At 69.7% G+C, this 15,694-nt stretch carries 19 protein-coding genes; 7 read left to right on the top strand and 12 right to left on the bottom strand.

What is annotated here, in order from left to right; genetic code table 11:
- Positions 1-15 precede the first annotated feature (15 nt).
- On the bottom strand, positions 16-600 hold the full coding sequence (locus tag ASF39_RS01445; RefSeq protein ID WP_056280560.1) for a Uma2 family endonuclease: 585 nt from the start codon (positions 598-600) through the stop codon (positions 16-18).
- A 180-nt stretch (positions 601-780) separates the two neighbouring features.
- Between ASF39_RS01445 and ruvB the strand changes: the two genes are divergently transcribed.
- Genes ruvB through ybgC form a run of 3 tightly spaced genes read left to right on the top strand, consistent with a single transcriptional unit; the run spans position 781 to position 3,120 of the window.
- Positions 781-1,794, top strand: coding sequence for a Holliday junction branch migration DNA helicase RuvB (ruvB, locus tag ASF39_RS01440; protein ID WP_156387539.1), 1,014 nt, complete (start codon positions 781-783; stop codon positions 1,792-1,794).
- Positions 1,787-2,719, top strand: coding sequence for a metallophosphoesterase (locus tag ASF39_RS01435; protein WP_056280557.1), 933 nt, complete (start codon positions 1,787-1,789; stop codon positions 2,717-2,719). Before ruvB ends, ASF39_RS01435 begins: the two co-directional genes overlap by 8 nt.
- Entirely contained in the window at positions 2,716-3,120 is a 405-nt protein-coding gene (ybgC, locus tag ASF39_RS01430) for a tol-pal system-associated acyl-CoA thioesterase (RefSeq protein ID WP_056280555.1), read from the top strand. Before ASF39_RS01435 ends, ybgC begins: the two co-directional genes overlap by 4 nt.
- Before the next feature lie 3 nt (positions 3,121-3,123).
- Here the strand turns inward: ybgC and ASF39_RS01425 are convergent, their stop codons facing one another.
- The 4 genes from ASF39_RS01425 to hemB all read right to left on the bottom strand — a co-directional run bounded on the left by ASF39_RS01425 (position 3,124) and on the right by hemB (position 5,955).
- Positions 3,124-3,870 (bottom strand): arginyltransferase, encoded by a 747-nt coding sequence (locus ASF39_RS01425; RefSeq protein ID WP_055879329.1) that lies wholly within the window; start codon positions 3,868-3,870, stop codon positions 3,124-3,126.
- Positions 3,871-3,978: 108 nt separating this feature from the next.
- Positions 3,979-4,467 (bottom strand): RDD family protein, encoded by a 489-nt coding sequence (locus tag ASF39_RS01420; protein WP_056280551.1) that lies wholly within the window; start codon positions 4,465-4,467, stop codon positions 3,979-3,981.
- A gap of 73 nt (positions 4,468-4,540) precedes the next feature.
- Positions 4,541-4,900 carry a hypothetical protein gene (locus ASF39_RS01415; RefSeq protein WP_055879324.1) on the bottom strand — a complete coding sequence of 120 codons (360 nt, stop codon included), beginning with the start codon at positions 4,898-4,900 and terminating at the stop codon, positions 4,541-4,543.
- Complete coding sequence (gene hemB, locus ASF39_RS01410; protein WP_055879320.1) at positions 4,897-5,955, bottom strand: porphobilinogen synthase; 1,059 nt, start codon at positions 5,953-5,955, stop codon at positions 4,897-4,899. Before hemB ends, ASF39_RS01415 begins: the two co-directional genes overlap by 4 nt.
- Before the next feature lie 186 nt (positions 5,956-6,141).
- On the opposite strand from hemB, the gene ASF39_RS01405 reads away from it, so the two are divergent.
- The 3 genes from ASF39_RS01405 (at position 6,142) to ASF39_RS01395 (ending at position 8,399) form a co-directional block, all read left to right on the top strand.
- Complete coding sequence (locus tag ASF39_RS01405) at positions 6,142-7,266, top strand: enoyl-CoA hydratase/isomerase family protein (protein WP_056280547.1); 1,125 nt, start codon at positions 6,142-6,144, stop codon at positions 7,264-7,266.
- A complete protein-coding gene (locus tag ASF39_RS01400) occupies positions 7,263-7,724 on the top strand; it encodes a DUF6163 family protein (protein WP_055879314.1) in 462 nt (153 codons plus the stop codon). The genes ASF39_RS01405 and ASF39_RS01400 overlap by 4 nt, the downstream gene beginning before the upstream one ends.
- Before the next feature lie 162 nt (positions 7,725-7,886).
- Positions 7,887-8,399 (top strand): winged helix DNA-binding protein, encoded by a 513-nt coding sequence (locus ASF39_RS01395; protein ID WP_055879309.1) that lies wholly within the window; start codon positions 7,887-7,889, stop codon positions 8,397-8,399.
- A gap of 141 nt (positions 8,400-8,540) precedes the next feature.
- Here the strand turns inward: ASF39_RS01395 and pqqA (ASF39_RS01390) are convergent, their stop codons facing one another.
- From pqqA (ASF39_RS01390) to ASF39_RS01375, 4 genes are all read right to left on the bottom strand, one after another.
- Positions 8,541-8,630, bottom strand: coding sequence for a pyrroloquinoline quinone precursor peptide PqqA (gene pqqA / locus ASF39_RS01390; protein ID WP_055879306.1), 90 nt, complete (start codon positions 8,628-8,630; stop codon positions 8,541-8,543).
- Between the two features lie 72 nt (positions 8,631-8,702).
- Positions 8,703-8,792, bottom strand: coding sequence for a pyrroloquinoline quinone precursor peptide PqqA (gene pqqA, locus ASF39_RS01385; protein ID WP_055879303.1), 90 nt, complete (start codon positions 8,790-8,792; stop codon positions 8,703-8,705).
- 86 nt (positions 8,793-8,878) lie between these two features.
- On the bottom strand, positions 8,879-8,968 hold the full coding sequence (pqqA, locus tag ASF39_RS01380) for a pyrroloquinoline quinone precursor peptide PqqA (RefSeq protein ID WP_018042171.1): 90 nt from the start codon (positions 8,966-8,968) through the stop codon (positions 8,879-8,881).
- A gap of 255 nt (positions 8,969-9,223) precedes the next feature.
- Positions 9,224-9,856 (bottom strand): CatB-related O-acetyltransferase, encoded by a 633-nt coding sequence (locus ASF39_RS01375; RefSeq protein WP_055881063.1) that lies wholly within the window; start codon positions 9,854-9,856, stop codon positions 9,224-9,226.
- Between the two features lie 505 nt (positions 9,857-10,361).
- Here ASF39_RS01375 and mgtE point away from each other — a divergent pair.
- Positions 10,362-11,738, top strand: a complete 1,377-nt coding sequence (gene mgtE, locus ASF39_RS01370; RefSeq protein WP_056280546.1) for a magnesium transporter — start codon at positions 10,362-10,364, stop codon at positions 11,736-11,738.
- 4 nt (positions 11,739-11,742) lie between these two features.
- On the opposite strand, the gene ASF39_RS01365 is transcribed toward mgtE, so the two are convergent.
- The 3 genes from ASF39_RS01365 to uvrB form a co-directional block, all read right to left on the bottom strand.
- Positions 11,743-12,459, bottom strand: coding sequence for a YidB family protein (locus ASF39_RS01365; RefSeq protein ID WP_056280543.1), 717 nt, complete (start codon positions 12,457-12,459; stop codon positions 11,743-11,745).
- Positions 12,460-12,527: 68 nt separating this feature from the next.
- Positions 12,528-12,860 carry a hypothetical protein gene (locus tag ASF39_RS01360; protein WP_156387496.1) on the bottom strand — a complete coding sequence of 111 codons (333 nt, stop codon included), beginning with the start codon at positions 12,858-12,860 and terminating at the stop codon, positions 12,528-12,530.
- A 69-nt stretch (positions 12,861-12,929) separates the two neighbouring features.
- A complete protein-coding gene (uvrB, locus tag ASF39_RS01355) occupies positions 12,930-15,683 on the bottom strand; it encodes an excinuclease ABC subunit UvrB (RefSeq protein ID WP_056280541.1) in 2,754 nt (917 codons plus the stop codon).
- Positions 15,684-15,694: the final 11 nt, after the last annotated feature.

Here is a 15,694-nt window from a genome sequence, read left to right as displayed (position 1 = left end):
CCCGGCGCCGCGGGTTCAATCGACGATGACCCTGCGGTAGATGTCCCGCAGGGTAAGAGACGCACCGATCGCCGGCAGGTCGAGGGTGGCGTCGAGCCCCTCCAGGGCGCGGTAGCAGCTCCAGCTGCCGTCGGTGCGATCGAACGCCTCCACCCTCGCCCGGTCGCGGGTGACGAGCACGTAGTGCTGCAGCGATGCGAGCCGCTGGTAGACGCGCCATTTCTCGAAACGGTCGCGTGCCTCGGTACCGGGCGAGAGCACCTCGAACAGCACGGTGGCGTCATCGACCGATGTGGCGCCCGGTTCGAGGTCGCCGCAGACCACGAGGACGTCGGGCAGCATCGCCGCGTCGAGCGCACGGTTCTTCATGAAGAAGGTCTCGGTGAAGGTCTGGCAGGACGAGCCCGCCGCCACGAACCCGTTTTCGAGGTGCCGCGCGATGTTTTGGACGATGCGGCCATGCTCCCAGCGGGCGCCGACCATCATCCGCACGACCCGGCCGCCGATGAGCTCCCAGCGCTCGTTGCGCGGCTTGTCCGCCAGCATCTCCTCGAAATCGTCGAGGCTCATCGTCTCGAAGAGCTGTGACGCGTCACCCATGGCGGACCTCGCAAGCGAGCGGCGCCGGGCTCGCACCCCGGCGGCCGCGAGTGTAGCGCGATCCTCGCGGGTGTGCGACATCCGGCGGCCTGTCCCCCCTCGATCGAGGCCGCGCGAGCCCGCTTGACCAAGCCCAAGGCCCTTCTCACCCCCAAGGCCCTCCTCACCCCCGAGCGCCAGATGGCGGACGACGCCGAGACGTCGATCCGGCCGCTCAGCCTGTCCGAGTTCGTCGGCCAGCGCGCGGCGCGGGCGAACATGGGCATCTTCATTGAATCGGCGAAGAAAACCGGCTCGGCCCTCGATCACGTCCTGTTCGTCGGCCCGCCGGGTCTCGGCAAGACCACGCTGGCGCAGATCGTGGCGCGCGAACTCGGCGTCAATTTCCGCTCGACCTCGGGGCCGGTGATCGCCAAGGCGGGGGATCTGGCCGCCCAGCTCACCAACCTTGAAGAGCGCGACGTGCTCTTCATCGACGAGATCCACCGTCTCAATCCGGCGGTGGAGGAGATCCTCTATCCGGCGATGGAGGACTACCAACTCGACCTCATCATCGGCGAGGGGCCGGCGGCGCGCTCGGTGAAGATCGAGCTGCCGAAGTTCACGCTGGTGGGCGCCACCACCCGTGCCGGCCTCCTCACGACGCCGCTGCGCGACCGTTTCGGCATCCCGATCCGGCTCGAATTCTACGACGTCGACGAACTCGAGCTGATCGTGTCGCGCGGGGCGCGGGTGCTGGGCCTGGGCATGTCGGCCGAGGGCGCCAACGAGATCGCCAAGCGCGCGCGCGGTACCCCGCGCATCGCCGGGCGGCTGCTGCGCCGGGTGCGCGACTTCGCCATCGTGGCCGATGCGCCCACCGTGACCCGGGCAATCGCCGACCGTGCGCTGCAGCTCCTCGACGTCGATCCGGTCGGCCTCGACGTGATGGACCGCAAGTACCTGACCATGATCGCCACCTCCTTCGGCGGCGGTCCGGTGGGGATCGAGACCATCGCGGCGGCGCTGTCCGAGCCCCGCGACGCCATCGAGGACATCATCGAGCCGTTCCTGATCCAGAAGGGCTTCGTCCAGCGTACCCCGCGCGGCCGCATGCTGACGCCCCACGCCTTCAAGCACATGGGCTTCGCCGAACCCAGGCGCGATCCGGGCACGCAGTTCGGCCTGTTCGGGGGCGGGGAGCCGGATGCCTGACGGGGCCCCGGTCCGGATCACCCGCCGCACCCTGCTCGCCGGCCTCGGATCCGTGGCGCTGGCCGGCGGCGGGACGGCGGCCTACGCGACGGGGATCGAGCCGTTCCGGCTCGCCGTCACCCGCTACCGGATCAAGCCGCTCGGCCCCTGGCCGGAGGGCTTGAGCCTGCGCATCGTCGCCCTGGCCGACCTCCATGCCTGCGAGCCCTGGATGAGCGTGGCGCGCATCCGCGCCATCGTCGAGACCGCCAACGGGCTCGGCGGCGACGTCATCGTGCTGCTCGGGGATTACGTCTCGGGCATGCGCCTCGTCACCCGCTACGTCGATGCCGCCGAATGGGGGCCCGTGCTGGGCGGCCTGCGGGCGCCGTTGGGCACCCACGCCATCCTCGGCAACCACGACTGGTGGGAGGACACGTCGGCCCAGCGCCGCGGGGCCGGCCCGACCATTGCCGGAGATGCGCTACGGGCCGCCGGCATCCGCGTGCTGCAGAATGAGGCGCTGGCCCTGCGGGCCGGCGGGCACGAGGTCTGGCTCGCGGGCCTGGGCGACCAACTCGCCTTCCTGCCGAGCCGGCGGCGCGGGCATCCACGCCTGGGCGTCGACGACCTCGGCGCGACCCTGGCGCAGATCCCGCAGGACAAGCCCGCGATCCTGCTGGCGCACGAGCCCGACATCTTTCCCGAGGTACCGGCCCGCGTCGCGCTGACCCTGTCCGGCCATACCCACGGCGGCCAGATCCGCATGTTCGGCTACGCCCCGGTGGTGCCGTCGCGCTACCGCGGCCGCTACGCCTACGGCCATGTCCGCGAGCAGGGCGACCTCGTGGTCTCGGGCGGTCTCGGCATGAGCATCGCCCCGGTACGCTTCGGCATCCCCCCGGAGATCGTCGTGGTGGACCTGTCCTCGCAGGCGCCGGCATGAGCGCGCACCGCCTGTCCGTCCGCGTCTATTACGAGGACACCGACTTCTCCGGCTTCGTCTACCACGCCAACTACCTGCGCTACATGGAGCGCGGGCGGACCGAACTGCTGCGGGCGCTGGCCATGGAGCAGGCCGACCTCCAGCGCGAGGCCGACCTCGTCTTCGTGGTGCGCCGGATGGGGCTCGACTTCCTCAAGCCCGCCCGCATGGACGATGTGCTCGACGTGGTGACGATGCCGGGGGCGTTGCGCGGCGCCTCGATGCCGATGACCCAGGAGGTGCGGCGCGGCGACGAGGTTCTGGTGAGGGCCGAGGTCGTCGTGGCCGCCGTCCGCAACGGTCGCGCGGTCAGGTTGCCGGATGCCCTGAGGCAGGCCCTGTCCCGCCCGCCCGAACCGTGAGGCCTATTCCACCCGCTGCCAGCCCGGCCCGAACAGGCGCTCCTGCGGCTTGAAGCGGGCCTTGTAGTCCATCTTGCGCGAGCCATCGACCCAATAGCCGAGGTAGAGATACGGCAGGCCGAGCGCGGCCGCCCGGCGGATGTGATCGAGGATCATGAAGGTGCCGAGCGACCGGGCAGCCTCGGCGGGATCGTAGAACGAATACACCATCGACAGCCCGTCCGAGAGGACGTCGGTGAGGCACAGCGCCAGCGGCGCCCCGGTGCCGCGGCCGTTGATGGCGGTGTCGGGGCCGCGCCGGCGATAGGTCACGAGATGGGTGTCGACGTGGCTGTCCTCGATCATCATGGCGTAGTCGAGCACGGTCATGTCGATCATGCCGCCGTCGCCGTGGCGGGCGTCGAGGTAGCGACGGAACAGGGTGTACTGCTCCGAGGACGGCCGGTTCGGCTCGGGCGCGCCCACGAGATCGGCGCTGCGTTGCAGGATGCGCCGCTGGCTGGCCGAGGCGACGAAATCGGCCACCACCACCCGCACCGAGATGCAGGCCCGGCAGGTCTCGCAGGCCGGCCGGTAGGCGATGGTCTGCGAGCGGCGAAACCCCCCTTGCGTCAGGATTTCGTTGAGGTCGCGGGCGCGGCGCCCGACGAGATGGGTGAAGACCTTCCGTTCCTCCTGGCCCGGTAGATACGGGCAGGGCGAGGGCGCGGTGAGGTAGAACTGCGGGGTGTCGCGCGGATGGCTGGTCACGCTGGCCGTGGCCCTCGATGGACCCGGCGCGAGGCACCGGATCGCTTGAGTGTAACGGCAATACGGTCGCGCTCAATGGCCTTGCAACTCGCCGCCCTCACCATGTCGTCACGGGGCGCGCACGACGGCGAGGCCGAGGAGCAGGTCGTGGCCGAGGCGGCGGTCGGAGCGCATGAAGCCGAACAGCATGTCGACGAACCAGAGCAGGAAGGTCGAGATCGCCACGTAGAACAGGAGCGCATGGACGCCGGCGGTGATCACGTCGACCCGGGTGCCTGTCTCGGGCGTCACCACGCGCAGGCCCATCATCCGCATGCCCCAGGTGGCCTGGCCGGCGCCGCCCACCGTGATGGCGCTGTAGAGGATGCCGCTGGCCGGCAGCACCGCGAACAGCGTCCAGCCGAGCCCGAACGTGATGACGCCGATCAGCGTGATCGCCACGGTCAGCAGGGCGGTGAAGCCGAAGATGAACATGATGTCGAGGAGATAGGCCACGAACCGGGCGCCGAGGCTCGCCCGCACGTACGGCAGGCGCGCCGGCAGGCCGTAGCCGGGGGTGCCGAGGCGGTCGGAATAGCCGGTCGGGTTGTCGAGCATCACCGCGCTCCCTCGTGGGGCGATTGCGAAGGTCTTGAGATGGGAGCCGCTCCGGCCGGTCTCAAGATCCCGCTCAGGGCTGCGGGTCGGCCGCCACGGCCTCGGAGGTGTCGAGGTAGTAGTGGCGCAGCAGGTAGAGGGCCGCTCCGCTCACCGGACCCTGCTCGGTGGAGATGGCGTCGAGCACGGCGCCGGTCCCGAACCGGCAGACCAGCCAGCGCTGGCGGCCGTCGCGCTGGCCAAGCCCGTAGTCCACGCGCACGCTGTCGGCCCCGGGCCCCTGCGCCACGCGCAGGATGGTCACCGCCCCCTCCGGAGGGGCCAGGGCCGGCACCGCCCTGCGGCAGGTGGTGGCCCGCTGCCGGTCCACCGAACTCGAGCAGCCGGCCGGAACCAGGAGGAGGGCGGCCAGCAGCGGGCCGGCCGGCCTCACGCCCGGTCGCGCAGCCGCTCGGCCACCCGCGGAGCGTAGTAGCTGAGCACGCCGTCGGCGCCCGCCCGCTTGAAGGCCAGCAGGCTTTCGACCATGGCACGCTCGCCGTCGAGCCAGCCGTTGCGGGCGGCGGCCTCGATCATCGCGTATTCGCCCGACACCTGGTAGGCGAAGGTCGGCACCCCGAAGGCGTCCTTCACCCGCCGGATGATGTCGAGGTAGGGCAGGCCGGGCTTCACCATGACCGAATCGGCACCCTCCTGGATGTCGAGGGCGACCTCGCGCAGGGCCTCGGTGCCGTTGCCGGGGTCCATCTGGTAGGTGCGCTTGTCGCCGACCAGGGCGGCGCTGGTGCCGATGGCGTCGCGGAACGGGCCGTAGAACGCGCTCGCGTACTTGGCCGCGTAGGCCATGATCTGGACGTCGCGAAATCCCGCCTTGTCGAGGCCCGAGCGGATGGCGCCGACACGCCCGTCCATCATGTCCGAGGGGGCGATGATGTCGGTGCCGGCCTCCGCCTGGATCAGGGATTGCTCCACCAGCAGCGCCACGGTCTCGTCGTTGAGGATGGCGCCGTCCTCCAGAAGTCCGTCGTGGCCATGGCTGGTGTAGGGGTCGAGGGCGACGTCGGTCATGATGCCGATCTCGGGCACCGCCGCCTTCACCGCCCGCACCGCCCGGCACACCAGGTTGTCGCGGTTGAGCGATTCCGAGCCGGTGGGATCGCGCAGCGACGCCTCTGTGTAGGGAAAGAACGAAATCGCCGGGATGCCCAGCCGCGCCGCCCGCTCGGCCTCCCGCACCACCTCGTCGACGCTCAGGCGCTCGACGCCGGGCATCGAGGCGATCGGCTCGCGCCGCTTCTCGCCCGCGATGACGAACAGCGGCCAGATCAGGTCGTCCACGCTCAGGCTGTGCTCGCGCACCAGCCGGCGCGACCAGTCGCTCTTGCGACTGCGCCGGGGCCGCTGGGTGAGACTCAAGGGTCCCCCTGGGCTCGTCGCGCGCGCGCTCTCGACGGCAAGCGGGCGCGGGGTCGGGGACTCGTCGGTCATGGGCTGAGCCTCGGATCGATTGGGCTGTGCCGGAGGGGCCTATCACATCCGCCGAACGCCCGGTAACCCGGGGCCGATGCCGGCGGACCGGCCCTTTCCGAGGGTCCGATTGACCGGGGCGCCAAGAGTTCGTCTAACGGCGCCTGGACGGGCAAGAGGGGTCCGCGGGGAGTCCGAGTGGGGTCGATGACGCAAAGGGCCGAGCGAGGGGCCGAGCGAGGGGCAGAGCCGGAGATCCTGTTCGAGCGCCGCGGTGCCGCGGGTCTGGTGACCCTGAACCGGCCCAAGGCCCTCAACGCGCTGTCCCTCGCGATGATCGCGGCGCTGCATGCCGCGCTCGACGCCTGGGAGCGCGACGCCGCCGTCACCCGCGTGGTGATCCGCGCCGCCGGCGGTCGGGCCTTCTGCGCCGGAGGCGACATCCGTCGGGTCTACGACCAGTGCCGGGCCGGGCAGGACGAGGCGGTGCGCGCGTTCTGGTCGTCGGAATACCGGCTGAACGCCGCGGTGAAGCGCTACCCCAAACCCGTCGTCTCCCTGATCGAGGGGATCGTGATGGGCGGCGGCGTCGGGATCTCCCTGCACGGCAGCCACCGCGTCGCCTCCGGGAACTACGGGTTCGCGATGCCGGAGGTCGGCATCGGGTTCTTTCCCGACGTCGGGATGACCTACGCGCTGCCCCGGCTGCCCGGTCGGGCCGGCACCTATCTCGCGCTCACCGGCTCGCGGATCGGGATCGGAGACGCCCTCGCCCTCGGCCTCGCCACCCATCATGTCGCCCCCCAGGACATCGAGGCCGTGATCGCGGCCCTGGCCGAGGGCGGACCGGTGGACGATGTCCTGGCCGCCCATGCCGCGCCGCCGCCCGCGCCCGGACCGCTGGCCGCGGCCCGCGGCCTCGTCGACGGGGCCTTCGCCGCCGATTCCGTCCTCGCCGTCCTCGCGGCGCTGGACCGGGCGGCCGCCGGCTCGAGCATCGCCAACTCGACCTTCGCGGCCGAGACGGCGGCACTGATCCGCACGCGCTCGCCCACCAGCGTGGCCATCGCCCACGAACAGATGCGGCGGGGCGTCGGGCTCGACGTCGCGCAGGCGCTCGCCCTCGAATACCGCCTGGCGCTGCGGGTCACGGCCAGCCACGACTTCTTCGAGGGCGTCCGCGCGGTTCTCGTGGACAAGGACGGGACGCCGGCCTGGTCGCCCGCGACCCCGGAGGCCGTCGACCCGGCCGCGATCGCCGCCTTCTTTGCGCCGCTCGACGGTCCGGAGCCCGATTTCGGCCCGGCGATGGGACGGGACCCGAGACCGTGAAGGGATTGATCAAGCTGGGCTCGGCCCGCCAGGCCCGCGGCGGCGAGCGCAATGCGGACAGGATCGAACGCGTCGCGGCCCCCAGCCAGACCGGCTGGGACATGGTGCTGGTCTGGTTCATGCGCCTCGTGGCCCTGCTGTGGCTGGCCAAGGGGGTGTGGTCGTGGATGCGGATCCTCGACGTCTGGCCGAACGCGGCACCGTTCGAGGACGAGCCGTTCGGCCGCCAGACCGTCATCGTCTATTTCTCGGTGATCGACTTCACGGCCGCCGTCGGCCTGTGGCTCACCAGCGCCTGGGGCGGCGTCGTCTGGCTGCTGGCCGCCACCAGCGCCATCACCCTGGCGCTGTTGACGCCGCAGCTGCTGGCGATGTCGATGCCGCTGATCGCGATACAAGGTAGTATTGTCGTGATCTACTTCATCTTGTCTTCACTAGCGGCGAACGAGGCTCGGTAAATCGAATCTTACGGTAGTGGTTTCATCTTGCATTTACCCAAGCGGGTAAATTGCAAATTCATCTTGTCGCTTAAACTGCTTTTCATTCGGCCGATCTAGGTTGGGTTCATAGGCGGTGCCGATCAAGCCGGCGCCCGGCACCCGAACTCCCGCGAGGCACCCATGTCATCCAAGGCCGCCAAGATCGTCGACAGCACCCCCTCCGCCGAGGCCGGCACGTCCGCGGGTTCCTATCTGGAGGCCCTGCACCTCGTCGAGCGGCTGCACCGCCGCCTCCTCGACGTCATCAAGGACGAGTTCGAGCGCCGCGACCGCGAGGACGTCAACAGCGTCCAGGCGCTGCTGCTCTACAACATCGGCGACAAGGAACTGACCGCGAGCGAGCTACGCACCAAGGGCTACTACCTGGGCTCCAACGTCTCCTACAACGTCAAGAAGCTCGTCGAGGCCGGCTATCTCCACCACGCCCGCTCGAAGACGGACCGCCGCTCGGTGCGCATCAGCCTGACCGAGAAGGGCAAGCAGGTCCACGACATCATCCAGACGCTCTACGACAAGCACGCCCGCACCATCCAGCCGATCGGCGGCATCTCGGACGACGACTTCGGGCGTCTCAACGTCGCGCTCGGACGCCTGGAGCGTTTCTGGACCGACCAGATCCGCTACCGGCTCTAATCCCCGGGGCAGCGGGCGCCGCCACGCACGAAGGGCCGGACCGCGTCTGCGGTCCGGCCCTTCGTCGTTTCATTGATCGGGCATGAAAAAGGGCGGCACCCTCGCGGGTGCCGCCCCATCGGCCTGTCGGCCGACCGACCTTCAGTTGAAGGTGTCGATCTCGGCGGACTCGTAGCTGGTGACTTCCATGCCGACGCAGATTTCCGAAACGATGGGGGCAGACCAGGTCATGATGATATCCTTGGAATGATGATGAATGACGGTGAACCGGTGCGAGACGCTCCGTCACGGAGCGTCGACGCCTCAGTTGAAGGTGTCGATCTCGGCGGACTCGTAGCTGGTGACTTCCATGCCGACGCAGACTTCCGAAACGATGGGGGCAGACCAGGTCATGGCGTTTTCCTCTGAAGGGGTGTTGGGGAATTCGAACGTTACGAGTCGTCCCAGGCGGGAGCTCGAGACCGTCAGTTGCGAGACCCTCAGTTGAAGGTGTCGATCTCGGCAGACTCGTAGCTCGTCACTTCCATGCCGACGCAAACTTCTTGAACGATGGGGGCAGACCACGTCATGGCGAAACTCCTTCTCGCTAACGACCCTGACATAGGCGATCCGTTGGGCGCAATACAAGTGGGCGCTACACTTATATTTCTCATAGGATGGCGATAAGATGCAAGCCTGATGCGGCGTTCATGCAATATACCACCACCCCGACGGCGGTCGGTGGCCTTCCGTCGGACGCCGTGACGTCTCGCCCTGCGCTATGGTTCCATACGCGACGTCACGCCAACTTTGTCGCGCGATTCCGTGGCAGCCATCGCATCCGTTCACGGCGTGGGCGGGTGTCCCTCCGGAGACGGTTCGCCGCCGTCGCGTTCCGCCTCGGCCCGGGCGAGGAAGGCGTGAATGTCGGTCCCCAGCATCAACGGCAGGTAGGCGCCGAGCTTGTCCTCCGGCCAGGACCACCAGGCCGTCGCGAGCAGCCGGGCGACGGTGTCGTCGTCGAACCGCCGCCGCATGACCCTCGCCGGGGTGCCGGCCACGATGGCGTAGGGGGGCACTACGCCGCGCACCACCGACCGCGCCGCGACGACGGCGCCGGTGCCGATGTCGCTTCCCGACAGGATCATGGCGCCGGTGCCGATCCAGACGTCGTCGCCGATGACGATGTCGCCGTGGCTGGCGTGGTCGTCCTCGCCCGCCGCCGCGCTCGGCCAGAGGTGGGACAGGGTCTTGAACGGATAGGTGGTGACGAGGTCCATGCGGTGGTTGGCCAGGACCATCACGACGTCGGACGCGATCGAGCAGTAGCGGCCGATCCTGAGTGCCGCCGCACCCGCTTCCAGGACCGTCGGCCGACCGTAGGTATGCTCGCCGATCTCCCAGCCGAACTCCGCGATCTCCCAGGCCATCAGCAGGCGGGTCAGGTTCGGGAAGATCTTGGTCTGCGGAATGGACATCTCGCCTCCGGACACGCCGGGGGTGTCCCGGGCCGCGTCGCCGGTGCGTACCAGATCGGCGGGAGCGCGGCCATTCGTGCCGGGAGCGGGTCCGCGCAGGCGCACCCCGGTCCCGCGCGACCTCGGCGTCCTTTGGATCAGGAATTCGCGCGAACCCAAAATTCGCGGTCCCTTCAGGCCGTCGCAGGCCCCTCGTGTCAGGTCCGGGCGGTGGCGTCGGCCGGCCGGAGATCCACCGCGCGAAATCGCTTGACGCCTTCATCCGTCGGGTGCACAGGCGCGGCGCTCCCGGTGCCCGCATCCGACGATGCGGGCGGGGACGATACGGACCCCAGACCCCAGACCCAGACCCGAACCCCATGACCAGCGACAGTCACAGTCGATCGACGCCGCCGCACGGTGTCCCGGCCGCCATGGCCGCCTGAAGGCTCGCACCGGGCCGCGGCGGCCCCGGCGACCGGCGCCACCCACGGCGGCCGCGTCCCCGCCGTGCGAGGTTAAGCCCATGAACGCCCTTCAAGTCGCCGACTCGCTCGGCTCCGTCGATCCCTCCGTCCTGGCGGCCCGCCTCTCCGACGAACGCGCCCCCGACATCGTCGAGGCCCTCAACGAGGAGGCGCCCGAGGTCGCCGCCGCCATCATCCTCGGGCTGCCGCACGACCGGGCCGTCGAGGTGTTGGACCAGCCCGAGCTCGATGCCGCCGCCGACATCATCGAGATGCTGCCGCGCGACCGCGTCGCCTCGTATCTCTCGGGCATGGCGGCCGACCGCGTCACCGACGTGTTCCGCGAGATCGAGGAGCCGGGCCGCTCGGATCTGCGCGCGCGCCTGGACGCCGAGACCCGTGGCACCGTCGACCGGCTCAGCGCCTACGGCGAGGAGAGCGTCGGCTCCCTGATGACCACCGAGTTCGTGGCCGTCCCGGGGACCTGGACCATCGGCCAGACCCTCGACCACCTTCGCAAGGTCGAGAAGACCCGCGAGACCATCTACGCGATCTTCGTCCTCGACCCGCGCACCCAGGCCCTGACCAAGGCGGTGCCCCTGCGCCGGCTGATCAGCGGCGATCCCGACGACAACGTCCTCAGCGTCGCACCGGGGCGACATCCGCTCGCGGTCTCGCCCACCGCCAGCCGCGAGGAGGCCGCCCGCCTGATCTCGAAATACGATCTCCTGGCCCTGCCCGTGATCGATGCCGTCGGCCATCTGATCGGGATCGTCACCGTCGACGACATGATCGACGCCATGGTCGAGAAGCAGACGCGCGACGTGCAGCGGTTCGGCGGCATGGAGGCGCTGCCCGAGTCCTACATGGACATCGGCTTTCCGACGATGATCCGGAAGCGGGCCGGCTGGCTCTGCGCCCTGTTCCTCGGCGAGATGATGACCGCCACCGCGATGCAGGGCTTCGAAGGCGAACTCGAAAAGGCCATCGTGCTGACCCTGTTCATCCCCCTCATCATGAGTTCGGGGGGCAACTCCGGCTCGCAGGCGACCTCCTTGCTGATCCGGGCGCTCGCCCTCCGCGAAGTGCGCCTGCGCGACTGGTGGAAGGTGGCGCTGCGCGAACTGCCGACCGGGCTCCTGCTCGGGGCCATCCTCGGCCTGATCGGCATCGTCCGGATCGTCGTCTGGCAGAAGGCCGGCCTCTACGACTACGGCGAGCACTGGATGCTGGTGGCGGCGACCGTGGGCGCGGCCCTCGTCGGGATCGTCACCTTCGGCTCGCTCACCGGATCGATGCTGCCGTTCGTGCTGCAGCGGCTGGGCTTCGACCCGGCCACCGCCTCGGCGCCCTTCGTGGCGACGCTGGTGGATGTGACCGGGCTCGTGATCTACTTCAGCGTCGCCATGGTGATCCTGAAGGGGACGCTGCTGTAGGGGGCTACCAGCCGCGCCGGTCCTCCGGGGTCGGTCGCCGCCCCTGGGGGGTCAGCCCGTCGATGACGCCGGGCAGCGCCTGGGCGAGCTGGGACAGCAGCGTGTCGCGGTCGAGCCCGGTCCGGCTCGCCAAGGTGTCGACGGTCTGAGGCCCGAGGGCGTCGGCGAGCCGGTTCGGCTCGACCGGCCGGTTCTGGCCGGACCCGATCCAGGATTCCATGACGTCGCCGAGCCCGCCGCGCTGGAACCGGTCGACCAGCCCGTCGAGGCCGCCCGGCCCGTCGCCGGAGCCGTCCTGCCAGTCGTGACGGCCCATCCGATCGGACGAGCGTCCCCCAGGTCCGTCGAGCATGCCGGAGAGGTCGCCGAATTCGCCGCCGCCGTCGCCGCGGCGTTCGGGCTCGTCGTACCGGTCGGGCCCGCGATCCCCGCCCTGTCCGAACCCGCCGAGGTCACCGTCGTCGCGCGGGTCCTGCCGCTCGCGCCGGTCCCCCTCCTGAGGCGGCTGGCGTGCGCCGCCACCGAAGATGTCGCCGAGGCCGCCGCTCATCCCCTTCTGCATCAGGAGCATCAGCAGGGCCTGGACGATGGGGGACATCCCGCCACCGAGGCCTCCGGGAAAGCCGCCGCCCTGTCCCTGTCCGCCCTCCTGGCGCTGGGAACCGCCGCCGCCCATCATCTGGCCGAGCACGCCGCCGATGACCTGATCGAGTAGGCCCATGTCCATCGCTCCTGTTGCCGTGTCTCCGCCGGCGCCGTCACGGATGTGCCGGCGCCGTATCGTGTCGCCTATTCGCGCCGGCCGCCACCGGTGCCGGCACGGTCTTTGGCGGGCAGATGGTCGAGGGGGTTGGTGTAGCTCGCCTTGCCCTTGCGGTCGGAATTCATCACCGCCGTCGAGGAGGTGATGGCCTCGGGGGGCGCCACCTGGCCGATCGGGCGGTTGCCCTCCCGCTGACGGACCTCCTCCGGATCGGGCAGGGTCGCGGGCGTCGGCTGGTCGCGGCGGCTCTCGACGGTCTGCGCGAGGGCGGAGCCCCCGAAGCCCAGGAGACCCACCACGATGGGGACGGCCAGGGCTGCCAGGCCGGCGGCGGGGCGGGAACCGGGACGGGTCGTCATCGACATCTCCATTCATCGGGTAGCGACGCTGATGAACAGGAAAAGCCCGGTTTGCCCGGCCGGTTCCTCCTAGCCGTCACGCGAGCGTGAACCGCCGCTGCCGCGGCCTCGGTATCTCGGCTTCTGCCCACCGAGCCCCTGGGTCGAGCGGGCCTTGGGCCGCTCCTGCCAGACCGGCGCCACGCCATCGACCGGCCGTTCGCGATCGGTGCCGGGCCCCATGTCGTCGAGGCTCGGCTTGGAGATGCGGCTGCGCTTGGCTCCGTATTTCCCGGCCTCGCGCTCGACGTCGCCCTGGCGCGCCATCGGGTCGTCGGAGACCAGGAGCTCGGTGGCCTGGAGGCGCTTGAGCTCGTCGCGCAACCGCGCGGCCTCCTCGAAGTCGAGGTCGGCGGCGGCCATGCGCATCCGCTTCTCGAGGTCGGCCATGACCGCCTTGAGGTTGTGGCCGATGGTGACGGCGTTCTTGGCCAGCCCCGTGTCCACCTGGACGTGGTCGCGCTCGTAGACGCTGTCGAGGATGTCGCTGATGCCGCGCTTGACGCTCTGTGGCGTGATGCCGTGTTCGGTGTTGTAGGCGACCTGCTTGGTGCGGCGGCGCTCGGTCTCGGCCATCGCCCGCTCCATCGAGCCGGTGATGTGGTCGGCGTAGAGGATGCAGCGGGCGTCCGCGTTGCGGGCCGCCCGGCCGATGGTCTGGATCAACGACGTCTCGGAGCGCAGGAAGCCCTCCTTGTCGGCGTCGAGGATGGCGACCAGCGCGCATTCCGGGATGTCGAGCCCCTCGCGCAGCAGGTTGATGCCGATGAGCACGTCGAAGGCCCCGAGCCGCAGGTCGCGAATGATCTCGATGCGCTCCAGCGTGTCGATGTCCGAGTGCATGTAGCGGACACGGACGTTGTTCTCGTGCAGGTATTCGGTGAGGTCCTCGGCCATGCGCTTGGTCAGGGTGGTGACCAGCGTGCGATAGCCGGCCTGGGCGACCTCGCGGACCTCGCCCAGAAGATCGTCCACCTGGGAGCGCGCCGGGCGGATCTCGATGACCGGGTCGACGAGGCCGGTGGGGCGGATGACCTGCTCGGCGAAGACGCCGCCGGTCTGCTCCATCTCCCATTTCGAGGGTGTCGCCGAGACGTGGATCGACTGCGGGCGCATCGCGTCCCATTCCTCGAACCGCAGCGGGCGGTTGTCGAGGCAGGACGGCAGCCGGAAGCCGTATTCGGCCAGCGTCGCCTTGCGGCGGAAGTCGCCCTTGTACATGCCGCCGATCTGCGGAACCGTGACGTGGCTCTCGTCGGTGAAGACGATGGCGTTGTCGGGCAGGTATTCGAACAGGGTCGGCGGCGGCTCGCCCGGCTTGCGCCCGGTGAGGTAGCGCGAATAGTTCTCGATGCCGTTGCAGGCGCCGGTGGCCTCGATCATCTCGATGTCGAAGGTGCAGCGCTGCTCGATGCGCTGTGCCTCGATGAGGCGGCCCATCCGGGTCAGTTCCTCGACGCGCTGGTTGAGCTCGGACTTGATGCCCTTGACCGCCTGCTGCAGCGTCGGGCGCGGCGTGACGTAGTGGGAGTTGGCGTAGACCTTCACGAACTTGAGCTCGTTGAGGGTCTTGCCGGTGAGCGGATCGAACTCGGTGATCTTCTCGATCTCGTCGCCGAACAGGCCGATGCGCCAGCCGCGGTCTTCCAGGTGGGCCGGCCAGAGTTCGATGACGTCGCCGCGCACCCGGAAGGTGCCGCGGGCGAAATCGGACTGGATGCGCTTGTACTGCAGCGCCACGAGGTCGGCCACGAGCTGGCGCTGCTCGATGCGCTCGTTCAGCGACACCGTGAACGACATCGCGGTGTAGGTCTCAACCGAGCCGATGCCGTAGATGCACGATACCGAGGCGACGATGATGACGTCGTCGCGCTCCAGCAGGGCGCGGGTGGCGGCGTGGCGCATCCGGTCGATCTGCTCGTTGATCGAGGATTCCTTCTCGATGAAGGTGTCCGAGCGCGGCACGTAGGCCTCGGGCTGGTAGTAGTCGTAGTAGGAGACGAAATACTCGACCGCGTTGTCGGGAAAGAAGCTCTTGAACTCGCCGTAGAGCTGCGCCGCCAGGGTCTTGTTCGGGGCCAGGATCAGGGCCGGGCGCTGGGTCGCCTCGATGACCTTGGCCATCGTGAAGGTCTTGCCCGAGCCGGTGACGCCGAGCAGGACCTGGTCGCGCTCCGCCTTCGTCACGCCGTCCACCAGTTCGGCGATGGCGCGCGGCTGGTCTCCGGCCGGCTCGAACTCCGATTGCAGCCGGAAGGGCACGCCGCCCTCCGACTTCTGCGGCCGGTCGGGCCGGTGCGGCGCCCAGGTCTTCCCGTCCTTGAAGAGCGGGTTGCCCTCGGTGAGCAGGCGCGACAGCGCGTCGACGGTGGCCGAGACGCCGTCGGCGGCCAGGGACGTCTCGGGTTCGGCCGCATCGCCCTCGCCGAGGCCGAGGGCCTGGGCGAGCCGCGGGTCCACCTCCGCCGCGTCGGCGACGACGAAGCCCGATTGCGGCGCCTCGCCGAATCCTTCGGGCGCCTTCGCCTTCCGTTTCGCCGGGGCCTGTTTGCCGGATGCGGCTTTCGGAGCCTCGATCTCGGGCAGCCGGTTGCGATTGAGGGCGGGGCTCAGGAGTTCGGCCAGGAACGGGTCGAGGGGCTTCAACTCGGGCTTCGACGCCTTCGAGTACGACGGCTTGGGAGCGGACGATTTGGAAGCGGACGATTTGGGCTTCCCGGCCGCCGTCGTCTTGCCTGCCGATCCCTCGGCGGATGGGGTGCGGGGCGTCTTGGGTGCAGCCATGACCGCAATAT

The organism is Methylobacterium sp. Leaf108 (assembly GCF_001423265.1).
In the GTDB taxonomy this organism is placed as follows: Bacteria; Pseudomonadota; Alphaproteobacteria; order Rhizobiales; family Beijerinckiaceae; genus Methylobacterium.
This window is presented reverse-complemented; position numbering and strand designations above follow the sequence as displayed.